Below are 23414 nucleotides of genomic sequence, written 5' to 3'. Positions count from 1 at the left end.
AGGTTTCAAAACGCACCTATACCATGTCTAAAGTTTAGCAAAATAAATCATACGGTTTGTATCGTAATTCATAAATGTTTTTTATCTAAACTGAAACAAGATTAATTTTTACGAACTATTATTTTAGTTAACCAGTATTTGAAAAAATTTTTACTGAGACTTATAAATTGCTTTCGAACAAATTATTTGATACTGTTTGTCTTTACTGATAAGTTTGAGATGAAGAAAGAAATCACTAGTAATGACTTCCTAACAAACATAAAAAAAGAGGTTAGGTAAGATATGGCTCGCAAAGCTAAAATTGAACGTGAAAAAAGATTACAAGAAACAGTGGCTCATTACGCTAGTTTGCGTAAACAATTGAAAGCCGCCCATGACTATCAAGGATTAAGTGAATTGCCAAGAGATGCATCACCAGTTAGAATGCATTCTCGTGATCAATATGATGGTCGTCCACATGCATACTTGAGAAAATTTGGTATGTCGAGATTAACTTTTCGTAAGTTAGCTCATGAAGGTAAAATTCCTGGCGTAAGAAAAGCTAGCTGGTAATAGTAAGTTTTATCTAAATTGATTTAAGAATAGAAGAAGGACCTTATTAGAATGACAAATTCTAATGGGGTCTTTTTTAATGCTCTCGAATATATTTATCCATTAATTTAATTATTAAAGATATTGTTGGGAAATAACTGCCTAACAATATCGTCATTAAGAAAGCGTTTTATCTTACAAAAATGTCACATGAGACTAACACTTTAGTCATTGTATCAAGCATTTATTTACTTTTGAAAACTCACGGATAATAATGAAAAACGGTTGTTGGGAAGATTAGCCACAAGAGGTTTCAAAAAATGAAATAGTCAAAAATTAAAACTACAGAGCGTATATTTTGAAATGCGATTATTAATAAATTATAATTAATTTGTTTAAACAGAAGTGACGAAAACCCGCAATGAAATAGGAAATAATCAAAAAGGACAAATAATTTTTACAAAACGAGCCGACTATAGACAATTATTTTTTTATTATAATGTTTATACAGGTGATATAGAAATAACAATATTCAATTATTTTGATTCGTTTTTTGGTTTGACACCATTTATTTTGAATGGTTATATAGTTTCCGCATGAGCGAAGTCTTTTATCGAGGTGTTATTTATGAAAAATAACTTTCTAGATTTTTTAAAGAAGCCAATCACAATGTTCGTTATAAAAACAATTGTATTTTTCGCAATTTTCATTGTGCTTTTATACATTTATGGATACAACGGCGTCGGCAGTGCCAAATTTATTTATAACGAGTTTTAGTGAGAAGAAGGGAAAATCGTATGAACAAGATTATTGAGAATATCACAACTACCGCGTTACAAAACCCCGAAAAGATTTGCTACCAAAATGGTGAAGAAACACATACTTATCAAGAACTACTGCAAAAATCAGATCAAGTCGCTAGTTTCTTGCAGGATAAATTCTTACCTGCGAAGAGTCCTTTGGTCATTTTTGGAGGACAGCAATTTGAGATGTTAGTTTTGTTCTTGGGTTCGATTAAAGCTGGACATCCTTATATTCCAGTTGATGACGCTTCTGATCCATCACGAGTTATTCAAATTAATGGGGTGGCAAAACCAAGTCTGATTTTAAATTGGAGTAATATTACGGATTTTGGCGTGGAAACTCCCCAAGCTACTAAGACTGAATTGCAACAAGTTTTATCATCTGACAATAATATTTACGACAGTAACAAGAGTGTCGGTTTAGACGACGATTTCTATATCATCTTTACTTCTGGTACAACGGGAACTCCCAAAGGTGTGCAAATAAGTACGAATAACATTTTGGATTTTGCACATTGGGCTCAAGAGAAGTTTGATTATACCGACCAAATGAAGATGTTGTTACAAGCTCCTTTTTCATTTGATCTTTCAGTTTTTGATATTTACCCAGGATTAATGAGTGGCGTTACTTTAAACGTTGTGGACAAAGATACGACTAAAAATTTCGGTAAATTGCAACAAGCCATTTTGAAATCCGACTTTAATACGTGGGTTTCAACACCATCATTTTTTGAAATGTGTTTGTTATTTAGAGGCTTTGATGAAGAACATCTACCTCAACTAAATAAATTCATGTTCTGTGGTGAAGAGTTGACGCATGCAACTGCTCAAAAGCTGTTGAAGAAATTTCCAAGTGCCAAAGTTTATAACACTTATGGTCCAACAGAAAATACGGTAGCCATCACATCAGTTTTGATCGATCAAGCTGCGTTAGATAAATATGATCGCTTACCAATTGGTTATCTCAAATCCAACATGGAGCACAAAATTTTGGGTAGCGTTGATTCAAAGACCGGTATGATGACTGGTGAATTGCTAGTCAGTGGGCCAGATGTTTCCAAAGGTTACCTAAATAATCCTGTTCAAACTCAAAAGGCTTTTGAAAATATCGATGGTAAGATTTTCTATCATACCGGTGATATGGTCAGCGAGGCTGAAGACGGCTTGCTATATTACCATGGCCGAACAGACTTCCAAATCAAGATGCACGGTTATCGGATTGAACTAGAAGAAGTTGACTCACTTTTGGGTAATCTTAAACAAGTTAAACAATCTTGTACCGTACCGCTTTATAACAAAAAGAAACAAGTTAATAAAATGATTGCTTGTATCGTTTTGGAAGACGAATATAGCAATTTAGATACGAATGATTTAACAGATACGATTAAAAATTCACTTAAAGAAACGACGATGGAGTACATGATTCCTAACGTTCTCAAATTCGTCAAACAGTTGCCAATTAGTAAAAATGGAAAAATTGATAGAAAGACTTTGATAGGCGAGATTAATGAATAACATTACTCCTTATAGCAGTCCACATTACTTTATCTATTTACTATTACTTTTATTGCCAATCATGATTGGACTGTGGTTTGGCAAACGACTTCACATTTATGATTTCTTCGCAACTGTTGTGATTCTTTGGATCACGTTCTTTGGTGGAAACATGTCGCAGGGAATTTCATTGATCTTTTACATTCTCTACGAAATGTTACTAGTATTTATTTACTTGTCGTATCGTAAAAAACACAATAATTTCTGGATCTTTACTATGTTTGTCGTACTGGCGATTGTACCGCTGGTCTTCGTCAAGTTGGATCCACTATTGAAAAATGCCACGATTTCCTTATTTGGTTTCATGGGAATCAGTTATTTAACCTTCAAAGCGGTTGAAATTATCATGGAAATCCGTGATGGGGCAATTAAGAATATTAAGCCATATGAGTTCGTTCGGTTCTTACTATTCTTCCCAACCATCTCTTCAGGACCAATTGATCGTTTCAGACGTTTCCAAAAGGATGTTTTAAAGGTTCCTAGTCGTGATGAATACGTTGAGTTATTACACAGTGGTGTTAATAAATTGATGCAAGGTTTAGCTTATAAATTCATCATCGGTTATTTCTTCGGAACCTTATTGTTACCAAAGATTCAAATTTTGACCTTGTCTTATCGTGGTGAAACACCATTAGGTATTTCTTGGGCTTTGGTGGCTTACATGTATGTTTATAGTATGTATTTGTTCTTTGACTTCGCTGGATATTCATTATTTGCTGTTTCAATCAGTAATTTCATGGGTATCAAGACGCCAATGAACTTCAAGGCACCATTTAAGTCCAAAAACATCAAGGATTTCTGGAATAGATGGCACATTACCTTGTCATTCTGGTTCCGTGATTTCATCTACATGCGTTTGATGTTTACGATGATCAAACACAAGTGGATCAAGAATCGTGTCAATATCGCTAATTTCGGTTACTTGACCTTGTTCTTGATCATGGGATTTTGGCACGGCGAGACTTGGTACTACATCGTTTATGGTTTGTTCCACGCCGGAGCAATGATCACCAACGATGCTTGGTTGAGATTTAAGAAGAGACATCGTAAGAGTATTCCAAGCAATAAACTTACTCATGCGTTTGCGGTCTTCTTGACTTTCAACGTTGTATGTTTCAGTTTTATGATTTTTTCAGGTATTTTAGATAAATTATGGTTTTAGTTAGGAGAGCTTATTATGGACGAAATTAAAAACAAAATTGTGGATATTTTAAAAGATGTTACAGGTTTGGATGATGCAGGCTCAGACGCTGATCAAGATCTATTCAAAGATGGCGTTCTAGATTCAATGGCAACTGTAGAAGTTCTAGTTACATTACAAGATACTTTTGGTATCCAAGTGCCAGTTTCAGAATTTGACCGTTCACAATGGTCAACCGTAAATAAAATTGCTCAACGTGTACAAGAATTGGAATAGAGTAGATTATGAAAAAAAAGTTATGGATGATTTTTGGACCTGTTATAGTTGCTATTGTTGCATTGTTGATTCTTTTATTTGCACCAATCAATTTTAAAACTGTCACTCCTAAAAAAATTGACCAAGCGGCCACTTCGTTGGACGTGCGAGTTTTAAAAGGTGAGAGTGTTAAGAATGCTGCTGAAAAAGAAAACTACATTCCTATTATTGGTTCATCGGAACTTTCTCGAATGGATCCGTTCCATCCATCTTCCATGGCGCAAAAGTATCATTGGAAGAATAAACCATTCTTGCAAGGTAATCCCGGTACTGCTTCATTGACTCAAGCTATTAACGTTGGTGGAATGTCTAATTTGAAAGGTAACAAAGCTGTCTTTATTATTTCACCACAGTGGTTTACTAAGACTGGTGTTCCTTCTGACGCGTTCAAATATTTCCTATCACCATTACAGTTAACAGGATTTATTTTGAATTCTGATCATGGTGATAAAGCAATGAATAAATATATTGCCAAAAGGGTACTTGATCTGGGTGTTAGCAAAGGTCCAATTGAAGATGATGCTTTAGAACGTATTTCTAAAGGCCAACAGATTACTAACTTCCAACGGATGTACATTCAACGGATTTCACGCTCAAGTCTACAAAGTCAGGATAATCTCTTTGGAGCACTTTCGATGAATGATCACCAAAAGATGATTGATAAAGCGGCTAGTCAATTACCTGATACTTATGATTACAAGCATTTGAATCAATTAGCCGTTAAGTTAGCAAAGAAACATTCAACTGATAATGATTTACAAATTGGTAATTCTTTTTACAAGAAAGAGTTGAAAAAGAGAATCATCAAGTATAAGAATGCGCATAGACACGTCACTTATACACGTTCCCCTGAGTATAACGACTTTCAAGCATTGCTATATATGTTTGCCCAAAATAAAACTGAAGTAATGTTCGTCATTCAACCTATTAATCCTTATTGGGTCAAATATACAGGAATGCCAATGAGTTCCATTACTAATTTTGATAAGAAGATCAAATATCAATTGAAGTCTCAAGGTTTCAATAATATTGTAGATTTATCAAACGTTAAGAATCCTAATTATATTGCTGAAGATACGATTCACATGGGCTGGCGTGGCTGGTTAATGCTAGATAAGAGTCTTAAAGGCTATTATCAAACTAAGAAAGCTAACCCTAAGAATACGCAATATCACATGAATAGTTACTTCTTAACGAATGAATGGGCTAGCGATAATCAATTTTAAGAATCAATGAAAAACCTCTCTGAATGGATCAGAGGGGCTTTTTTGATGTAAAGATGTTATCATCACACTATATGTTAAGTTAACTTTAGGTCAATGAGAAATGAAGGAGGATTTTATGCAAGAAATAGAAACTACTTATTCAATCGGTGAAGTAGCCGAAAAATTCGGTTTGTCGGTTCCAACGTTACGTTATTATGACAAAGAAGGTTTGATTCCCAACTTGAAGAAAAATTCGGCTGGGGTACGTCGTTTCACCGATGAAAATTTAAGTACTTTACAGATAGTTGAATGTGTAAAAAATGCTGGGATGCCAATCAAAGAAATCAAGCAATTCATCAAGTGGACGACAGAAGGTGATGATTCGTTACAGGAACGCTTTGATATGTTCTTACAATTACGCTTGTCAGTTCAAGAACAAATGCGTCAGTTACAAGAAACACTCGATGTTATTAATTTTAAATGTGAGTACTATGGTAAAGCGACAAACGATGGTACAGAAAAATTTGTTAAAGAAGAAATGCATTTAGATAAGCCCTAATTCTAATATATTAAGGTAATCAATTGTATATAATATAATTATATTTACTTTATACCAAAACTAATATATCATGAGCCTAGATAGATTAGTTTTGGTATTTTTTTATTCTCATATGTGAAAAAATTAACATTCAAGGAGAGCGTTATGGATCAAAATAAAACGAGTAAAGAAATCCTATTGCGGATGGTTAAATCGTTCACTGAAAACGAAGTAGCACCATTTGATATGGAAATCGATCATACGAGATCATATGTAAATGACTTGTTAAATAAAATAAAAGAAACAGATTTGTTAAGTACGATGTTACCTAAAGAGTATGGTGGTGCTGGATTTGATGGTTCAACGACCGCCAAAATGATTAACGAAATTGCTCGTGGTAATGCAAGTTTAGCAGTTACTTTGGAAGGTCATTTCAAATCAATTGACCAGATTGTTAAATTTGGTAATCAAGCTTTAAAAGATAAGTATTTGCCACAGGCAAAATCACGAATTATTGCTTTTTCGATGACTGAACCTAGTGGAGGTTCGAATCCTTTAGGAATTAACTCACATGCAGAACATGTTGGTGACAAGTGGATTATTAATGGCGATAAGATCATGATCACTAATGGAGGATTGGCCGAAATTTATTGTGTTCTTGTCAAAACTGCACCTGAGGAATTATCCTTCTTTGTTATTGATAAAGATATGGAAGGATTTGAATTTGGTAAACAAGAAAACTTCTTAGGTCTGACGGGAGTGCCAGTTGGTGAAATCGTCATGAACAATATTGAAGTCAATGAAAGTCATTTGTTAGGCAAAGTTGGCATGGGAAAAGAAATCGGCGACAGTGCTCATAATGACGCTCGAGTATTGATGGGAGCTGTTTTGACTGGAATTATGGAACATGAATTGGATATCGTAACAGATTATGCAACCCACAGAAAAGCTATCGATACGCCAATTATTCAAATGCAAGGTATTCAAAGAAAAGTGGCTGATATTGCTATTGCTAAGGAAACGACTAAATTACTTTATCAAAAAGCCGCTTGGCTAAAAGATAATCGCCAAGATTACGAAGAAGAAGCTGCAATGGCTAAGGCTTATGGTAGTCGAAGTGCTGTTAAGTCTGGTGATGATGCTTTACAAATTTTGGGTGGATACGGTTATAGTTTGGATTATCCAGTTGAACATTTGATCAGGGATGCCAGAGCGATGGAATTAGCTGAAGGTACAGTTGAAAAGATGCGGACAGAAATTGCTTTGATTGAAGCAAAGAATAGAGCCTAGGAGGAAGTCATGAAAATAGTTGTTGGTATTAAACAAGTTCCTGAAACGACAAATGTCAAAATTAACGAAAAAACAAAGAACATTGATCGACGTGGCCTAGGTGGTGTTATTAATTCTTATGATTTACACGCCTTGCAAGCAGCATTAATGATTAGAGATCAAGTTGGAGGAGAAGTTATCACCTTATCAATGGGTCCTGATGATTTCGCTGTTTCATTACAAGAAACCTTGGCACTTGGAGCTGATAAAGCAGTTCTTTTGTCAGATCGTGCTTTTGCTGGTGCCGATACGTTGGCAACCGCTTATGTACTAGGTGAAGCAATCAAAAAAATTGGTGATGTTGATTTAGTAATGGTTGGACAACAGTCAGTCGATGCTGATACTGGTCAAGTAGGACCAATCATTGCTGAAATGCTCAACGTTCCTCAAGTTACCTATGCTGATAAAATTGAGGCCTTTGAAGACCATTTGGTGATTGATCGTAAATTAGAAAATGTAGAACAAACGATTACTGCTAAGCTACCAATTCTTTTAACAGCTACTGATAAAGCTAATAATCCTAAATATAAGAATGTTGTTGAAATCGCCAAGAGTTTTGATAAGCCAATTATTACTTGGCATGCCAGTGATTTGAATTTAGACGAACAACGAGTTGGACAAGCGGGTTCTCCAACAATTGTTCGTTCAATTTCTGAACCTAAAAAAGTTGCTAAGAAGAATCATCGTTTGTCAGATGATCCAGTTACGGCTGCTCGTGAATTAGTGGATATTTTAAAGCAAAAGAATATTTTGACGGAGGACAAATAGATGACGGTAATAAAAGAAAATTGGATTTTTGCAGAAAATGATTTAAATGAAATCAATCCAGTAACTTTTCAATTAATTACTAAGATGAATCAAATTAGTCATGATCCTGTAGTAGTCATCTTGATTGAAAAAAGTACTGCTAATTTGGAAACCGCTTTGAGTGCTTATGGTCCAGACAAAATTATTACCATCAAAGATGATGATTTAGTTAACGGTGATGATTTAGAGGTTACTGATGCCTTGGCTGATTTAATTAAGCAAAAAGGTACACCTAACACTTTGATTTTTCCGGCAACTGTTGTTGGACGTTCAATTGCACCTCGATTGCAAGCTCGTTTACAAACCGGGTTGACAGCTGACTGTTTAGATTTGCATTTTGAAGATGATTTATTGGTACAAACTAAACCTTCATATGGTGACAATATTATGTGTGAAATTACGATTCCAGATTGTCGCCCACAGATGGTCACAGCCCGTCCCAATGTTTTCAGCGCCGAAAAGAAAATTAATCCAAATTTGCAAATGGAAACCATTTCCAACATACAATGGAAGAAAGACAATCAATTACAAATAAAAAGTCGTGTTTTACCCGTTCAAAAAGCTAAGGATATCAAGCAGGCAAAACGTGTTGTAGCCATCGGTCGTGGTAGTAAAACAACCAAGGATATTGAAGTTGCTAAGAGTCTGTCTCAGAAGTTAAATGCTAGTCTTGGAGTAACACGACCATTGACTGATTTGGAAGAGTTTACAATCACTAATCAAATTGGTCAAAGTGGGCAAACAATTGCCCCTGATTTACTGATCAATTTAGGAATTTCTGGAGCGGTTCAATATACTTCAGGAATATCAAATGCCAAAATTGTTGTTTCGATTAATACGGATAAAAACGCACAAATTTTTAAGCATTCAGATTATTTTTTTGTCGGGAATGCTCAAGAATTCGCTAAGTCGCTTGAAGCTATACTATAACTACATTACGTCTTCTATTCATAACCTGGAATAGAAGATTTTTTTATGAATAAATAATTTAAAAGAATAGTAATAATTTGCATAAGCAAAATATATTTGTTAGGGTTATAAGGGTCGTTGTTATTTCTTTATTGTTAAATAACAGCTTTTTTATTTCTAATTATTGAGCATAAAAGTAAGTTTAATCAATTCCAAGAATGGGGGATTTAATGAGTACTAATAAGAGTACAAAAGTAGAAGTCAAAAACCTAACAAAAATCTTTGGTAAGAGAATCGCCAAAGCCAAAGAGTTAAGCAGACAAGGAAAAGATAAATCAGAAATTCTCAAAGAAACAGGTGCCACAGTCGGTGTAGACCGTGCGAATTTCAAGATTTATGATGGTGAAATTTTCGTTATCATGGGTCTTTCCGGTAGTGGTAAGTCAACATTGGTAAGAATGATCAATCGTCTTATCGACCCAACAGAGGGTGAAGTTTTGATTGATGGCGAAAACGTCATGAAGATGGACAAGAAAAAGCTTCGTGATGTTCGTCGAAAGAAAATGAGTATGGTTTTCCAAAACTTTGGATTATTACCTAATCGAACAGTTTTAGAAAACACTGAATATGGCTTGGAAATTCAAGGAGTAGAAAAAGAAACTCGTGAAAAGAAAGCCAATGAAGCACTAGAAACAGTCGGAATTACAGGTTACAACAATGAATACCCTGATCAATTATCAGGTGGTATGCAACAACGTGTTGGTTTAGCTCGTGCATTAGCCAACGACCCCGAAATACTATTAATGGATGAGGCTTTCTCAGCTCTTGATCCATTGAACAGAACCGACATGCAAGATCAGCTATTGGATATTCAAGATCGATTGCATAAGACAATCATTTTTATCAGTCACGATTTGAATGAAGCATTGAAGATTGGTGATCGAATTATGATTATGAAGGATGCTAAGGTTATTCAAACTGGTACGCCGGAAGATATCTTGACACATCCTGCCAATGAATATGTTGAAAACTTTATTGAAAATGTGGATAGAAGTAAGGTTCTTACTGCTGGTAATGTTATGATTCGTCCAATGACAATCAATATCGAAAAAGCTGGTCCACGTTTGACATTGAAGATGATGAAAGCTAATGAAGTTTCAACAGCTTACATTATCAACAATGAACGTAAGTTACTTGGTGTCGTCGATGCCAATGATGTGATTAAATTAGTTCGCGAGAAGAAAGGGGATATTACACCTATTATTCAAACCAAAGTTCCTACAACAGATGAAGATACTCCAATTTCAGATTTGATGGATGATATCTCGCAAACAGGTATTCCATTTGCCGTTGTAAACGACAAGAAACAATTGAAAGGAATCATTGTTCGTGGTGCCGTACTAGGTGCCCTTGCAGGAAATGAGGTGAGTGATTTTGAATAGTCTTTTACTATTAGGTAGTATTCCAAAACTTCCATTAGCTAATTGGATCGATAATTTTGTTGATTGGCTAGTTCAATTCACTGGTTTCTTCAATGCTATTACTAATTTTATTGGTTCAATCAATAGTGCCTTTCAATGGGTCTTTGATCTGGTTCCAATTTGGTTATTTATTATTTTAGTACTTGCTCTAACTTATTTTGTTAATCGAGATAAACAAAACTGGGGACTATTAATTTTCGAGTTCTTAGGATTGTTGTTAGTTTGGAACTTAGATTACTGGCGTGATATGACCCAAACATTATCATTGGTTCTATCATCTAGTTTGATTGCCATCATCATTGGTATTCCGTTGGGAATTTTGATGGCTAAGAGTCACACGGCTGAAGTTATCTTAAAGCCAATTCTTGATTTCATGCAGACAATGCCAGCCTTCGTTTACTTGATTCCTGCCGTTGCCTTGTTCGGTATTGGTATGGTTCCAGGTATCGTGGCTTCAGTTATTTTCGCTATGCCACCAACAGTTAGAATGACTAACATGGGTATTCGTGAAGTTCCTAATGAATTGATCGAAGCTGCAGATTCATTTGGTTCAACTGAATGGCAAAAATTGTTCAAGGTTGAATTACCAATCGCCAAAACTAGTTTGATGGCTGGTGTCAACCAAAGTATGATGCTTTCACTATCAATGGTTGTTATTGCTTCTATGATCGGTGCTATGGGACTTGGTACACAAGTTTACTTCGCCGTTGGTAGAAACGATGCTGGTAATGGTTTCGCCGCTGGTTTGGCAATCGTTATCTTGGCAATTATTTTGGATAGATTGACTCAATCACTAACAAGAACACGCAGAAAAAACTAGGAGGGATTTTTTGAAAAAACAAAAGTTTATTAAACTTTTCTTATTAGCTTTACTAATTATCCCAATTATTTCCGCATGTAGTTCCCAGACAGCTCCATACAACAGTAAGGAAAAGTTGGGTCCCCAAATTAATTACACGATTACTGGTATTGATGCTGGTGCTGGTGTGATGGCGTCAACTCAAAGTGCTTTATCAGATTACAAGCTAGAAGATAACAACTGGCAATTACAACCCAGTTCAACTTCAGCTATGACTAGTACTTTAGATAAAGCCTATAAGAATAAGCAACCAATCGTAGTGACTGGTTGGCAACCACACTGGATGTTTAAGAAGTATAAATTAAAATTCTTAAAAGATCCTAAAAATGTTTATGGTAAAGCCGAGCATATTAGTACGATTGTTCGTAAAGGTTTAAAGAAGGATTCACCAGAAGCTTATACAATTTTGGATCGATTCCACTGGACACCATCACAAATGTCTGATGTTATGTTAAATGTTAACGACGGAATGGATCCTAAGAAAGCTGCTAAGCAATGGATCAAGAAGAATCCTAAAGTCGTCTCACAATGGACTAAGGGTGTCAAAAAAGTTCATGGTAAGTCAATCAAGCTAACTTATGTGGCTTGGGACTCTGAAATTGCTTCAACTAATGTAATTGCTGAAGTATTAAGAGAACAAGGCTACAAAGTAACTATCCAATCAATGGAAATGCAACCAGTTTGGGCTTCAATTGCCACAAAGGCTGCCGATGCTACTGTCAGTGCTTGGTTACCTAAGACTTCAGCTAAATTCTATTCTGATTATAAGGGTAGATTTGAAGATTTAGGTGCCAACTTGAATGGTGCTAAAGTTGGATTAGCTGTGCCAACTTACATGAAAAATATAAATTCTATTGAAGATTTAAAAACAAAATAATAAAAGTTAAAAAATGGAAGAAATTCCATTTTTTTTTGCGCCAAAAATCGTTTTTATACACTAATGGAATATTTAATTGGTTTGTTATTCCTTAAATCATATGAAATAATATTAAAAAACAGGACAAATTATCTACTTAGTATGGAATTCAATGACATGACATGAGGGAGGGTATATAATTAAATTAATTATAATATGAAATTTTTATATAGGGGCGATGGCGTGGATATACAAACGTTTATTGATAAAAGAAAAAAGTTAGGTCTCTCCCAAAAAGAATTAAGTAACGGCATCTGTACTCAAGCAACGCTTAGTAAATTTGAAAATAATGGTAAAATTCCTTCCTTGAAGATTTTGATTCAATTGTGCAATCGCTTGGATTTATCTTTAGATAGTATCATTGGTGTTAGTGACAATAAGAGTCAGCAAGTTATCAAACAAATGAACAAGGCAGAATTTAATTTGATAATTCAAGAATATGAAGACTCTTGGGAAATTATTAAATCAATTGATCCAAAGGATTTAGCTGATGATCGTGATGCTATGATGCAATATTATTATCTCAAAGGTTACTTAAATGTTTTGGATGATGGAGATTTGTTTGATGCGGTCTTTGACTTTAATCGAATCTTATCTGAATTAGATGGCCGTGGCGAAACTATTTTTACTTTCTTATCCTTTGTCGGAATGGGAATGGTTTACGCCAAGCAAGGCGATGATCAAAAGAGCGAGTATTATTTCAGCAAAGTATTCAGTAATATTTATACAATGTCGATTGATGATGTAAATAAAATTTGGCGCTATATCAATATTATTTTTTATTGTGCCATTTATTACTCAGAAAGAAATGATTTGGAAACAGCTAATGCACTTTTGAAATATGGTGTAAAAATCTGTGCGCAAAATCATGTAACTTATTACATTGCTCGAATCTATGCTCAATTGGCAATGAACGAAAGCCGTGTTAATGGTAACAATAAGAAAGTACGTAACTTTATGAATAAGGCGTTAGTCTTTTCAGAATTTAATCAAAATGAAAAAGAAATAGCTTTGATTAAACGTTGGGTCGCAAGCAATAAATTATAATTCTTATTAAAGAAGACTTCACAATAATTTAGTGAGGTCTTCTTTTTTGTTATCATAGACAATAAGTATAGTTAGGAGAGAAATTATGAATGTTAACCGCAAGCAAATTATCAAATACGGGATAGTCATTGTTTTAGTACTGTTTTTAATAATCTATCCAGTACAGATTTATAAAATTGCTCTGAATTTGTTTAGTGTAATTTTACCGTTAGTTTTAGGAGCCGTTTTAGCATATGCACTCAATATTTTGTGTGTTCGCTTGGAAAAACATTTCTTTCCTAACACTAAAATAAAATGGATTCAAAAGACACGGCGCATGTGGGTGATTTTACTATCGCTCTTAATTGTTATTTTGGTCATGGCTGGGGTATTTAGATTGGTTTTACCGCAATTTATCAGTGCTTTGACTAACTTTTTCAAATCGATTCCTTCAATCTTCAGTGACCTAGCAAGTTTTGCTGAAAAGCTCAATAAAAATTCAGTAATATCGGATCAATTGGAGTCAGTTAATGTTGATTGGACTAGCGTACAGAGTAAAGTTATGAAATTCTTAACTAGCGGCGTTGGTGGAGTCTTTGGTTCTTCGATTAAAATAGTTACTGGATTTGCTAAAGGACTCTTCAATTTTATTTTGGCCTTTACGTTTGCCATTTATATTTTGGCTTCCAAAGAAAAATTGGGTGCACAATTTAGAAAAGCAGGACGTGCTTTTATCAAACCAGAACATTTAAAAAAGACAGATTATGTTTTATCAGTAACTAATAAAATGTTCAGTAGTTTTATTGTTGGACAAGTTACAGAAGCCATTATTTTAGGGACTTTGTGTTCATTAGGTATGGTTTTATTCAAATTTCCTTATGCTTTACCCGTTGGAGCATTTGTCGGCGTAACATCATTAATTCCAATCCTAGGCGCTTGGATGGGTGGAGCGGTTGGTTTCTTATTGATTGCTGTGGAATCGCCGCTTGACGCTGTTTTATTCATCATCTTTATCTTGGTATTGCAACAATTGGAAAGTAATTTGATTTATCCTAAAGTTGTTGGTACTTCAATCGGTTTGCCAGGAATTTGGGTATTAGGTGCTATCACTGTTGGTGGCGGCTTAGGTGGAATCGTAGGAATGTTATTGGGCGTTCCAGTAGCAGCTACGATTTATAAGTTAGTTAAAAATGAAGCCAATCGTCGTTTGAGTAAAACGAATTTATAAAAATGAGGTGCAATGATTGTGTGGGATAGTTATTTTGGTTTCGTAATCACTTTTGTGGCTGTTTTTACATTAGTTCCTTATTTGACGTCCTTATTAACATCTTGGCTAGGACATCTTTCCAAAATTACTTTAGTTAATAATTTAGGCAATAATAGTCAATTAGTCGTTGGTGGTCTAGGTGTGATAATCCATGAGTTAGGACATGCCATCTTTGCTTATTTATTTGGACATCAAGTTACTAAGGTTCAATTGTTAAATTTGAATTATCGTCAATCGGGATCTTTGGGTTCGGTTGACCACCGTTATAACGACCGCAATGTATATCAATTGTTAGGTAATTTCTTCATCGGTTTGGCGCCGTATTATGCGTGTTCGTTGGCGTTGTATTTTTTACAGAAATTTTTGTTGAAAGCCCAATTCAGTGTGACTTCGTTAGTACAGGGCCTAGATACTAATACTACTTTGTCATTTCGTTTGATTTTTGAGTCAGTTTTGGATAATTTAAAATCCAGTTTTGCTAACGCTTCTTGGACAATGGTAGCTTTGTATATTTTGTTAACAATCATGATTGCCAGCACGGGTTACGATTTGAGTAGAAACGACTTTATGACTGTGAATAAGGGGATTTTGCCTTGGGTAGTAGTTTTAATAGTTTTTGGTTCGATTTTTTATTGGTTTAACATCCGAACTGCTATTATAAGTGGTTCGGTTTACTTCATTTCATTTTCAATTTTGTTTATGATCCATGCAATTATTAGTATTGTCATTGCTATGTTAGTAATTAAAATACTAGGAATGTTTCATTAAAGATAAAAATAGGGCATTACTGGGGAGTTACCTCTAGTAATGTCCTATTTTAATTTTTTAGATTTTCTTGTAATTTTCAGCTTTGAGGTTAGTGATAGTTAACATTACTAACAAACTGATGATGTAAAGTGTTGAGATGAAGACCATTACGGTCATGATATTGTAGTTGTCTAGAATGAATCCAATGGCCAAACTTGAGAAACCACCGATACAACGACCAACATTCATGATGACGTTGTTGGCAGTAGCTCTAACCTCCGTTGGATAAAGACGACTGACGATGGCACCGTAACCGGCAAACATTCCGTTAGAGAAGTAACCAACGACCGCACCGACGAGAATCAATGACCAGACGTTACTTGGTAGAGTTAAAACATAAACGCCAATAGCTGAAGCAGCTAGGAAAATTCCGAAGGCTAGACGTGGTCCTAAATTGTCCAAAATCCAACCGAAAGTTAACATTCCGGCACACATACCTAGAATTGTTGCAATCATCCAAGTTGAAGCACCAACAGTTAAATTCATTTGTTTTTGCATAATAGTTGGTAGCCAATTCATCAAACCAAAGTAGCCGGCGATTTGAACGATAGCCATGATCATTAAAGCAATGGTTTGATAAGCAATCTTAGGTGTAGCGAAGAGTTGCTTAACGTTACCGTGTTTTTCTTTGGAGGAATTAGTGAAAGCAGTACTTTCTCTTAAATGTCTTCTGATGAAGAAGGTAATAACGACAGGAATGACACCGAATAAGAAGAGTGCGTGCCAACCCAATGTAGGTAGGATCAAGGCTGCTAGTAGTGAAGCAAAGATAGCTCCGACTTGACCGGCCATACCGACCCACGATGAAACGCGACCTAATTTTTCCTTTGAAAAGCTTTCGGCTAGAACAGTCATACCGATTCCGTATTCACCACCGGCACCGATACCGGCGATAAAACGACAAATATAAATTGCTGTAAGATTGTGAGCGAAGAACATTGCTGCAGTCGCAAAGGCGAAGATAAAGATTGTATGACTGAAAGTTTTGATACGACCGATTTTATCGGCTAAAATTCCAAAAAAAATACCACCTAATAACATACCAATGTTAGTGATTGTTGAAATCAATCCTGCTTGCGTGCCGCTAAGATGCAATTCAGCGATGATGGATGAAAGAGCGAAGGACAAAAACATTACGTCCATGTTTTCCAATCCAAATCCTGAAGCTGTCGAAGCAACTACTTTAGCTTGGTAGTTATCGAGCTGGTTCTGTTTTGATACTATTTTCATTTTTTTCCCTCCAAAATTGATGCTCACTGACATCATTTATTTTGCTTGAATGTATAATAGCACAAGGTATTTTTTTAAACAACCATCGTTCAAAAAGTTGGTAGACATTTAGGCATTAAAAAAGCTAGCTGATAAGTTTTTATCAACTAGCTAATTTTTTTAGTCTGTAAATGATTGATTCAATTTATTCAATTCGCTGCCATTGAACTTAATGTCATCCAATTGGTCAGCTTTTTCATGCAAAGTGTTGGTTATCTTATCAGTCAAAAAATCGACATCGCTTTGAGAAGTATTACTTGGGAACATTCCAACAATCAAGTAATCAATTGGTGTTCTATCATTTCCCCAAGCCACAGGGTCTTTGAAAGTCAAAGTCATAGTGTGAGCCCGACTCTTTTTATCGCTAGTAACGAACATGAAAACAGCACGATTTTCGATGAAATTGTCATCTTGGGCAGCACTAGCAAAAATACTACTTTGAATATTTTGTTCATCAACGTTGAACTCTTCAGCAGTCTTTGAAGCAGCTAGTTTTAAAGCACTCATTTCATTGTTATCTTTTAATTCGATGTTTGCGGTTGTGTGGTTCTTTCTGAAAATTTTGAACATAATTGTTATCTCCCTTGCATAATTATTTTACAAGTATCGACATGTCTAACTCTTTACAACCATTATGTTATCTTATCGAACCCGTTTCATAGCAAGGGTAAAAACTAAATTATTTAAATTTTTTTACGGCATCAGGAATATCGGTAACGTGATCGACAATTAAATCGGCACCAGATTCTTTTAATTCTTGCTGATTACCGAAGCCATATGTGATGCCCAAAGTGTGAACGTCATTTTGAACTCCACCTTGCATATCGGTCATGCGGTCACCAATCATAATGGAATCTTCAGCAGCAGATTTACTGTCATCAAGACCGTACTTAAGAATGGCTGGTTTAGTATTACGAGTGAGTCCGTCTTCGGATTGACCATAAAATCCTTCAAAATAATTGTCCAAACCTAAATGCGGAATGAGAATTTTTAGCATAGATTCTGTTTTAACTGATGAAATATAAAGGTTATAGCCTGCATCTTTTAGCTCTTGTAGCATGTCTTTCATACCAGGATATAATTCTAGTTGATAGACGCCTTTAGTATTGTAGTAACTTTGGAAAGATTTGACTGCTTCTTGATAGCGAGCCTTAGGAAAGTCAGGATAAAATCTCTCAAGGCTGTCGACTAGAGATGGCCCGATAAATTTCTTATAAGTATCGACACCGAGGTGTTCCATCTTCAAGTCGTTGACCATATATTCTAGAGCATTGACAATACCCTCTTGGGTATTAGCAATCGTACCATCAAAATCAAAAAACAAATTCTTCATAAATTTTTCTCCTCAATGATTAATATTATTTAATTATAATACAGAATAATTATTGTTCTGCAATAGGTTGGTGATGGGCAATTAAAATTCCAGATAAAACGAGTAGGACGGATACTAAAACTAAAATCCCCAGAACTAAATTCCAAGAACTCAAGGCGTTTTCCAAGTATCCAAATAAGACTGGACCAATAGCGCCCAATAGATATCCAGCTGATTGTGCCATGCCTGATACCTCAGCAGTTTGGTAATGATTGGTCGTTTTTTCGGTAAAGAAAATTACTGCCATGTTGAAAGCAATTCCCGAACCAAAACCCGTCACAACTGTTACGATACTTAGAAAAATCAAATTGCCAGTAGGGAATAAATACCCAAGCGGAGCAATAGCATAACCGATCGTTAACATGATCAATAAATGTTTGAAACCGTGTTTTTTGGTTGAAAAATAAGGAACAATAAATGAACAAGGCAAGCCACTCAATTGCAAAACGGTTAATAAATTACTAGCTAAAATAGCACTGGTACCGTGGCTTTCTAGCATTGAAGGCAACCAAGTGACGAATGAATAATAAACTAGTGATTGAAAGCCAAAAAAAGCAGTAATCAACCAGCCAAGTGATTGGTTCCAAACACTACGGTAAGTGACATGTTTAGTGCTGGAGGTGTCCCGTTGATTATAGCGTAAATTAGGTATCCAAAAAACCAGAGCAATAATAGCTGCAATTGATAAAATCATTAAGGTAAGTTGTAAACTGATTTTGGTAATTAATACTCCAGCCAAAGCCGTTCCGATTGCACCAATCAATAGCATCGACATCGTATACAGACTAGTTCCCAAAGGAATTTGATTAGGTAAGTGATCCTTAATCATTGCTGGGACCAAAACGTTCCCACTATCGATACCAACTCCGACTAGAAAAGTTCCAAACATCAGAGCTCCAATTGTAGGGATGACACGTAAGTAACTACCGATAATTAATAATATAAAAAATAAGAAAACCGTCAATTCATTACCGAGTTTCTTGGCAACTTTGACGATAATTGGTGAAATCAAGGCGAAGGTAACCAGTGGAATTGATGTGATAAGTCCGGCCAAAGATTTAGGAATGCCGAGATTTTTTTCAATCGTGCTGAGTAGTGGTGGAATCATGGTAATTGGTAATCTTAAGTTAGCGGCAATTAACATCATGCCAAATAAGAACCACGATTTATTGATTTTTGTGGATGCTTTCATAATTTCTCCCAAGTGTTTGATATTAATTTAATTTTAAACCTAATAAAAGGTTGTGCCAAATTTGCTTTGCCGTGGAGGACGGCAAGATAAATACTAACAAACAAAAAGCCTCATCAAAATGAGTTAATCATCTTGATGAGGCTTAAAAATAATCTTATTTAGACCATTTAGCAAAGAAATTCTCAGTAAATTCAATAAATTTAGTTCGAGAAACTTTAAAATCATTATCTTCTAAATATTCAACTAATCCAATCAAACCACCAACAATAAAACTGATCATTAATTCAGGTGCATCTGATTCAGTAATCATTTTGATCAGAGGATCTTTTTGACTGTTAGGATCTTTACTTTTAGTTTTAACAATATCTTGGAGAATACTTCTAAACTCAGGATAGAGATTTGCCTTCGTTTGATATTGTGGAGAAATATGGTGGATAAAATTGCTATTCTTTTCCATGAAATCAGCAATTTGATAGACAATCGTTTTCGCATTGGAAGTGTTGTTGATCAAATCATCTAATAAGTAAGAAAAGACTGAATGGAGCAATTCATATTTATCACTAAAGTAGCGGTAGAAGGTACTATGGTTAATTAGAGCCTCGTCACAAATATCACCAACAGTGATTTTTTCGAATGGTTTCTTTTGAAGTAGGGAAATCATCGCTGTGATAATCGATTTTTCTGTTCGTTGTGTTACTTGTGACATTTTTGTTCCTCCTAGAACACTTTTACATTTTCATAACGAGTCATCAATGAATTAAAATCATAATCCTTGATCTCTTTGATATTTTCAGAACCATTAAAGAAAGCAGTTAAACTGGCAGCCAACATTAAGTTAAGTGGTTGATCATCAATGTTTCTAACGCCAATAACCGGAATATTGTGAGCTGATGCATAGCCACATTCCCAAACAGTTCCAGAGTCTGGTTCAAACTCGTTTTCTTCTATTTTATAGTCTAACATTGCAACGACTACATCCGAAACATTAATATTGTTAATATCATGTTTGAAGACAGCTGTTTGCCATTCAAATGAACCAAATTCGGCTGCATCATAAGCATGCTTGCCAGGACGGAAGACGTCACCAATAGTAGGATTTTGTTCTAAGAGAGCTTGAACGTCGTCTAAACGTTTGACTTGTTGATCACTGAAAAATGGACCTGCTAAGTAAACACGATTCTTTTTTTCCATGGTTTTAGTAATAACTCCTTTATGTTTATACTTTAATTATACTGAAATGTTCGGAGAATGCTCATGAAATCGTTTTTAAAGAACGATATTAATTCCTTAATAATCTACAAAATCCTAAAATAATAATTGCTCAAATTGTCAAAAAAGCCTTTTCATTTGATTCATAAGATGATATAACTTTTCTAGGGCATGGAGGCAATGCTTATGAATAAAAAATTACCAAGAACCAACAATGACAAGAAAAAAGTCAGTTGGTTAGCCGCATTCGGGATTCTTTTAGCGGTTCTTCTTTTAATTTTTTAGGATTAAACGTGCTTATAGATGGGAAAAAATGTAGTATTCTTAATATGTAGAAAAATTAAACTGAGGCTAGAATTTAGTCTCAGTTTTTTGATGGGAGATGAATTAAATGCAAGCGTACCAAATTGAGAATATTCTTTATGCTGGCGTAGTTGGGGATGCCTTGGGAGTTCCAGTTGAATTTGATAAGAGAGATTCATATTATATCGATTCAATGACTACGGGTACTTGGGAACAGCCAAAAGGGAGTTGGTCTGATGATACATCATTTACCTTACCGTTATTGGAGAATTTAACTGCTGGTCAAAGTTATGATGAATTGATGCAAAAGTTCGTCAATTATATGTTTCACAACGAATATACGCCTAATGGAGTAGCATTTGGAATTGGTAACACTTGTGCTAAGGCTTTGCGTAATTGGTCAGTTAATCATTATCCAGCTTTAGAATCTGGGGATAAAAGCGTGGAAGCAAATGGTAATGGAGCATTAATGCGTCTAGCACCATTGGCAATTGACTTAGTTAATGAATCTAATTTAGATCAACGTCTCCAATTAGAACGAGAGTACACTAGTTTGACGCATCGTCATCCACGAAGCATTGTTGCTAGCTATATTTATTTAGAAATTATTCATAGTTTATTAAATGGTCATTCATTATTATCCACCTTAGATACTTTACCTAATCAGCTTACGAAGGCTTTAGAAAATCGTCCTAGTGAGCTAAAAGAATTGCCTTATTTTGAAGCAATGTTCCAACCAGGATTTGCTACAACTTTACGCAAAGATATTAAATCTACCGGTTACGTTGTAGATACATTGTTAGCCAGTATCTGGAGTGTTTTAAACTCTACTAGTATTGACGGAGCAGTGATTTTAGCAGTTAATTTAGGCGAAGATACTGATACGATTGCAAGTATTACTGCTACATTAGCTAGTTGTGAAAACTTGAGTGATCATATCAATGATGAATGGAAGAGCCAATTACAGAATAAACCACTATTAGATAAATTTATTAAGCCATTTGCTAAAAAAGAAACCACAAAATCATAAAAAAATCGTCAGTTTAAATTCTGACGATTTTTTTTATTTTTCAGGTTGAATTAATGAATTATCGGAATTACCAAACCATTTTTTGTTGATTTGTTGTAATTCACCAGTGTTGGCCAAATTTTGTAAACCTTGATCAATTTTCTTCTTCAAAGTTTTATCACCTTTTCTCATACCGGCGGCGAAATCTTCACCTGTAAAACCACCGCTAGTAATACGATATGAGTCAGGATTCTTTTCTTTACTAATATAGTAACCAGCATAGACACTATCGATTAAAAGACCTTGAATTCGGTTGGCGTCCAGATCCATCAAAGCGTTGTTGAAAGAATCGTAAAGTACCGGAGTCTTATTTTTGATGTAGTTTTTTAACATTGCAGGATGTTCGTCTAACAAACTAGCACCAGAGGAACTTGTTTGAGCTCCGAGAGTTTTACCTTTCATACCCTTAAATGAAGTGATATTTTGGTTAGTTTTGGTTACCAAGACTTGACGGTTAGCCATGTAAGGACGCGAGAACATCAATTGTTTCTTACGAGCCGGTGTAATCGTATAACCGTTCCAGATCAAATCAATTGTTCGATTTCTTAATTCAGTTTCTTTCATATTCCAATCGATGGGTTGGAAATCAGCCTTAATACCGTATTGTTTGAAAACAGCTTTGGCTAAATCAATATCATATCCAACCAAATTACCGTTCTTTTGACGAAAGCCCATAGGAACGAAGGTATCGTCCAATCCGATGATGACACGACCTCTTTTTTTGATAGATGACCAAGTATCAGTCGTATTAGCTTGTTGGGCTACTGACTTCTTGTTGTCACTACAACCAGCTAATAAACCAAAGAAGGCTAAGAAGGTCATGAATAGTAATATTTTTTTCTTCATAATTTAATCCCCCTATGATTAATTGTTCAATGGTTTTACTTCTAGTAGTTGATCAGCAATCTTTTTGGCAAAGTCAGGATCGTGGGTGATGACAATTTGAGTGATGCCGGTTTTTTTCAAGTCCAAAATAACTTGGGCCACGGTGTCACGAAGACTTGGATCTAGCGCTGAAGTTGGTTCGTCATAACAGAGAATTTGAGGTTTCATGGCTAAAGCACGAGCAATAGCAACACGTTGTTTTTGACCACCAGATAGCTCGAAAGGATATTGATTTTTGAGACTAGTTAAACCTAATTGTGCTAAAAGTTCATCGACATTTTTTTGGACGGTTTGTTTGTCTTGTTTTAGGACCATTTGTGGAGCTAAAGCAACGTTTTCCATAACGGATAGATGAGGGAAGAGATTGAAATCTTGGAAGACAACGCCAACAACACGTTCTTTGACTGATTCGTCGAAGGGATCAAATGGTTTATCGTTGAGAATAAAGCTACCAGAATCGATTTTTTCTAGTCCGGCGATACAACGTAAGAGAGTAGTTTTACCAGCACCACTAGGTCCAACGATACTTAAGATTGAATTATCTTTAACTTCGAGATTTAGATTATTTAAGATGGTCTTGCCATCAAAGCTTTTAGTAATATTATTTAATTTCAACATATTTTCTCT

Annotated in this window: 25 protein-coding genes; 17 read left to right on the top strand and 8 right to left on the bottom strand. The window is 35.2% G+C overall.

Features of this window, described 5'->3' with window-relative positions; genetic code table 11:
* The first annotated feature begins 282 nt into the window (after positions 1-282).
* The 16 genes from rpsN (at position 283) to G6534_RS08865 (ending at position 15449) form a co-directional block, all read left to right on the top strand.
* Positions 283-552, top strand: a complete 270-nt coding sequence (gene rpsN, locus G6534_RS08940; RefSeq protein ID WP_010018385.1) for a 30S ribosomal protein S14 — start codon at positions 283-285, stop codon at positions 550-552.
* A gap of 606 nt (positions 553-1158) precedes the next feature.
* A complete protein-coding gene (locus tag G6534_RS12380) occupies positions 1159-1308 on the top strand; it encodes a teichoic acid D-Ala incorporation-associated protein DltX (protein WP_010018386.1) in 150 nt (49 codons plus the stop codon).
* Positions 1309-1328: 20 nt separating this feature from the next.
* Entirely contained in the window at positions 1329-2849 is a 1521-nt protein-coding gene (gene dltA, locus G6534_RS08930) for a D-alanine--poly(phosphoribitol) ligase subunit DltA (protein ID WP_182082606.1), read from the top strand.
* Entirely contained in the window at positions 2842-4050 is a 1209-nt protein-coding gene (gene dltB / locus G6534_RS08925; RefSeq protein WP_182082605.1) for a D-alanyl-lipoteichoic acid biosynthesis protein DltB, read from the top strand. Before dltA ends, dltB begins: the two co-directional genes overlap by 8 nt.
* Before the next feature lie 15 nt (positions 4051-4065).
* The gene (dltC, locus tag G6534_RS08920) at positions 4066-4305 is read left to right on the top strand and encodes a D-alanine--poly(phosphoribitol) ligase subunit DltC (protein WP_010018389.1); all 240 of its coding nucleotides are present in this window, start codon (positions 4066-4068) and stop codon (positions 4303-4305) included.
* Between the two features lie 8 nt (positions 4306-4313).
* Entirely contained in the window at positions 4314-5570 is a 1257-nt protein-coding gene (dltD, locus tag G6534_RS08915) for a D-alanyl-lipoteichoic acid biosynthesis protein DltD (protein ID WP_059074640.1), read from the top strand.
* Between the two features lie 124 nt (positions 5571-5694).
* A complete protein-coding gene (locus G6534_RS08910; protein WP_161936658.1) occupies positions 5695-6108 on the top strand; it encodes a MerR family transcriptional regulator in 414 nt (137 codons plus the stop codon).
* Between the two features lie 144 nt (positions 6109-6252).
* Positions 6253-7377 carry an acyl-CoA dehydrogenase family protein gene (locus tag G6534_RS08905; protein ID WP_182082604.1) on the top strand — a complete coding sequence of 375 codons (1125 nt, stop codon included), beginning with the start codon at positions 6253-6255 and terminating at the stop codon, positions 7375-7377.
* Positions 7378-7386: 9 nt separating this feature from the next.
* Positions 7387-8184 (top strand): electron transfer flavoprotein subunit beta/FixA family protein, encoded by a 798-nt coding sequence (locus tag G6534_RS08900; RefSeq protein WP_182082603.1) that lies wholly within the window; start codon positions 7387-7389, stop codon positions 8182-8184.
* On the top strand, positions 8185-9153 hold the full coding sequence (locus G6534_RS08895; RefSeq protein WP_059074638.1) for an electron transfer flavoprotein subunit alpha/FixB family protein: 969 nt from the start codon (positions 8185-8187) through the stop codon (positions 9151-9153).
* A gap of 209 nt (positions 9154-9362) precedes the next feature.
* Positions 9363-10574 carry a quaternary amine ABC transporter ATP-binding protein gene (locus G6534_RS08890; protein ID WP_059074637.1) on the top strand — a complete coding sequence of 404 codons (1212 nt, stop codon included), beginning with the start codon at positions 9363-9365 and terminating at the stop codon, positions 10572-10574.
* Positions 10567-11433: an ABC transporter permease gene (locus G6534_RS08885; protein ID WP_059074636.1), complete on the top strand. Its 867-nt coding sequence runs from the start codon at positions 10567-10569 to the stop codon at positions 11431-11433. Before G6534_RS08890 ends, G6534_RS08885 begins: the two co-directional genes overlap by 8 nt.
* 10 nt (positions 11434-11443) lie before the next feature.
* Positions 11444-12349 carry a glycine betaine ABC transporter substrate-binding protein gene (locus G6534_RS08880; RefSeq protein ID WP_059074635.1) on the top strand — a complete coding sequence of 302 codons (906 nt, stop codon included), beginning with the start codon at positions 11444-11446 and terminating at the stop codon, positions 12347-12349.
* Positions 12350-12571: 222 nt separating this feature from the next.
* Positions 12572-13435 carry a helix-turn-helix domain-containing protein gene (locus G6534_RS08875; RefSeq protein ID WP_182082602.1) on the top strand — a complete coding sequence of 288 codons (864 nt, stop codon included), beginning with the start codon at positions 12572-12574 and terminating at the stop codon, positions 13433-13435.
* A gap of 85 nt (positions 13436-13520) precedes the next feature.
* On the top strand, positions 13521-14642 hold the full coding sequence (locus G6534_RS08870; protein WP_059074634.1) for an AI-2E family transporter: 1122 nt from the start codon (positions 13521-13523) through the stop codon (positions 14640-14642).
* 12 nt (positions 14643-14654) lie between these two features.
* On the top strand, positions 14655-15449 hold the full coding sequence (locus G6534_RS08865; protein ID WP_235586363.1) for a hypothetical protein: 795 nt from the start codon (positions 14655-14657) through the stop codon (positions 15447-15449).
* Between the two features lie 57 nt (positions 15450-15506).
* Here G6534_RS08865 and G6534_RS08860 read toward each other — a convergent pair whose 3' ends face one another.
* The 6 genes from G6534_RS08860 to G6534_RS08835 all read right to left on the bottom strand — a co-directional run bounded on the left by G6534_RS08860 (position 15507) and on the right by G6534_RS08835 (position 20512).
* Complete coding sequence (locus tag G6534_RS08860) at positions 15507-16718, bottom strand: MFS transporter (RefSeq protein ID WP_182082601.1); 1212 nt, start codon at positions 16716-16718, stop codon at positions 15507-15509.
* Positions 16719-16877: 159 nt separating this feature from the next.
* Positions 16878-17327: a hypothetical protein gene (locus G6534_RS08855; protein WP_059074633.1), complete on the bottom strand. Its 450-nt coding sequence runs from the start codon at positions 17325-17327 to the stop codon at positions 16878-16880.
* A gap of 109 nt (positions 17328-17436) precedes the next feature.
* Positions 17437-18090, bottom strand: coding sequence for an HAD hydrolase-like protein (locus tag G6534_RS08850; RefSeq protein WP_059074632.1), 654 nt, complete (start codon positions 18088-18090; stop codon positions 17437-17439).
* Between the two features lie 49 nt (positions 18091-18139).
* Positions 18140-19321: a CynX/NimT family MFS transporter gene (locus G6534_RS08845; RefSeq protein ID WP_182082600.1), complete on the bottom strand. Its 1182-nt coding sequence runs from the start codon at positions 19319-19321 to the stop codon at positions 18140-18142.
* A gap of 154 nt (positions 19322-19475) precedes the next feature.
* Positions 19476-20027, bottom strand: a complete 552-nt coding sequence (locus G6534_RS08840) for a TetR/AcrR family transcriptional regulator (protein WP_057812555.1) — start codon at positions 20025-20027, stop codon at positions 19476-19478.
* An 11-nt stretch (positions 20028-20038) separates the two neighbouring features.
* Positions 20039-20512, bottom strand: a complete 474-nt coding sequence (locus tag G6534_RS08835; protein WP_059074630.1) for a nucleoside 2-deoxyribosyltransferase — start codon at positions 20510-20512, stop codon at positions 20039-20041.
* Between the two features lie 409 nt (positions 20513-20921).
* On the opposite strand from G6534_RS08835, the gene G6534_RS08830 reads away from it, so the two are divergent.
* Positions 20922-21863, top strand: a complete 942-nt coding sequence (locus G6534_RS08830) for an ADP-ribosylglycohydrolase family protein (RefSeq protein ID WP_059074629.1) — start codon at positions 20922-20924, stop codon at positions 21861-21863.
* 33 nt (positions 21864-21896) lie between these two features.
* On the opposite strand, the gene G6534_RS08825 is transcribed toward G6534_RS08830, so the two are convergent.
* Both G6534_RS08825 and G6534_RS08820 read right to left on the bottom strand, forming a co-directional pair.
* Positions 21897-22748 carry an amino acid ABC transporter substrate-binding protein gene (locus tag G6534_RS08825; protein WP_059074628.1) on the bottom strand — a complete coding sequence of 284 codons (852 nt, stop codon included), beginning with the start codon at positions 22746-22748 and terminating at the stop codon, positions 21897-21899.
* Positions 22749-22766: 18 nt separating this feature from the next.
* The gene (locus tag G6534_RS08820) at positions 22767-23405 is read right to left on the bottom strand and encodes an amino acid ABC transporter ATP-binding protein (RefSeq protein WP_119317247.1); all 639 of its coding nucleotides are present in this window, start codon (positions 23403-23405) and stop codon (positions 22767-22769) included.
* Positions 23406-23414 lie beyond the last annotated feature (9 nt).

Origin of the sequence: Companilactobacillus pabuli (assembly GCF_014058425.1) — a bacterium.
GTDB lineage: Bacteria > Bacillota > Bacilli > Lactobacillales > Lactobacillaceae > Companilactobacillus > Companilactobacillus pabuli.
Note: the sequence above shows the minus strand (reverse complement) of the source record. Positions and strands in the feature narration are given on the sequence as shown.

Excerpts from the sequence above, each read along its gene's own strand:
- G6534_RS08890 (WP_059074637.1), top strand. The coding sequence starts at position 9,363 with ATGAGTACTAATAAGAGTACAAAAGTAGAAGTCAAAAACCTAACAAAA.
- G6534_RS08820 (WP_119317247.1), bottom strand. The coding sequence starts at position 23,405 with ATGTTGAAATTAAATAATATTACTAAAAGCTTTGATGGCAAGACCATC.
- rpsN (WP_010018385.1), top strand. The coding sequence starts at position 283 with ATGGCTCGCAAAGCTAAAATTGAACGTGAAAAAAGATTACAAGAAACA.
- G6534_RS08825 (WP_059074628.1), bottom strand. The coding sequence starts at position 22,748 with ATGAAGAAAAAAATATTACTATTCATGACCTTCTTAGCCTTCTTTGGT.
- dltA (WP_182082606.1), top strand. The coding sequence starts at position 1,329 with ATGAACAAGATTATTGAGAATATCACAACTACCGCGTTACAAAACCCC.
- G6534_RS08870 (WP_059074634.1), top strand. The coding sequence starts at position 13,521 with ATGAATGTTAACCGCAAGCAAATTATCAAATACGGGATAGTCATTGTT.
- G6534_RS08900 (WP_182082603.1), top strand. The coding sequence starts at position 7,387 with ATGAAAATAGTTGTTGGTATTAAACAAGTTCCTGAAACGACAAATGTC.
- G6534_RS08850 (WP_059074632.1), bottom strand. The coding sequence starts at position 18,090 with ATGAAGAATTTGTTTTTTGATTTTGATGGTACGATTGCTAATACCCAA.
- G6534_RS08830 (WP_059074629.1), top strand. The coding sequence starts at position 20,922 with ATGCAAGCGTACCAAATTGAGAATATTCTTTATGCTGGCGTAGTTGGG.
- G6534_RS12380 (WP_010018386.1), top strand. The coding sequence starts at position 1,159 with ATGAAAAATAACTTTCTAGATTTTTTAAAGAAGCCAATCACAATGTTC.
- G6534_RS08855 (WP_059074633.1), bottom strand. The coding sequence starts at position 17,327 with ATGTTCAAAATTTTCAGAAAGAACCACACAACCGCAAACATCGAATTA.
- G6534_RS08845 (WP_182082600.1), bottom strand. The coding sequence starts at position 19,321 with ATGAAAGCATCCACAAAAATCAATAAATCGTGGTTCTTATTTGGCATG.
- G6534_RS08835 (WP_059074630.1), bottom strand. The coding sequence starts at position 20,512 with ATGGAAAAAAAGAATCGTGTTTACTTAGCAGGTCCATTTTTCAGTGAT.
- G6534_RS08860 (WP_182082601.1), bottom strand. The coding sequence starts at position 16,718 with ATGAAAATAGTATCAAAACAGAACCAGCTCGATAACTACCAAGCTAAA.
- dltB (WP_182082605.1), top strand. The coding sequence starts at position 2,842 with ATGAATAACATTACTCCTTATAGCAGTCCACATTACTTTATCTATTTA.
- dltC (WP_010018389.1), top strand. The coding sequence starts at position 4,066 with ATGGACGAAATTAAAAACAAAATTGTGGATATTTTAAAAGATGTTACA.
- dltD (WP_059074640.1), top strand. The coding sequence starts at position 4,314 with ATGAAAAAAAAGTTATGGATGATTTTTGGACCTGTTATAGTTGCTATT.
- G6534_RS08840 (WP_057812555.1), bottom strand. The coding sequence starts at position 20,027 with ATGTCACAAGTAACACAACGAACAGAAAAATCGATTATCACAGCGATG.
- G6534_RS08865 (WP_235586363.1), top strand. The coding sequence starts at position 14,655 with ATGATTGTGTGGGATAGTTATTTTGGTTTCGTAATCACTTTTGTGGCT.
- G6534_RS08905 (WP_182082604.1), top strand. The coding sequence starts at position 6,253 with ATGGATCAAAATAAAACGAGTAAAGAAATCCTATTGCGGATGGTTAAA.
- G6534_RS08895 (WP_059074638.1), top strand. The coding sequence starts at position 8,185 with ATGACGGTAATAAAAGAAAATTGGATTTTTGCAGAAAATGATTTAAAT.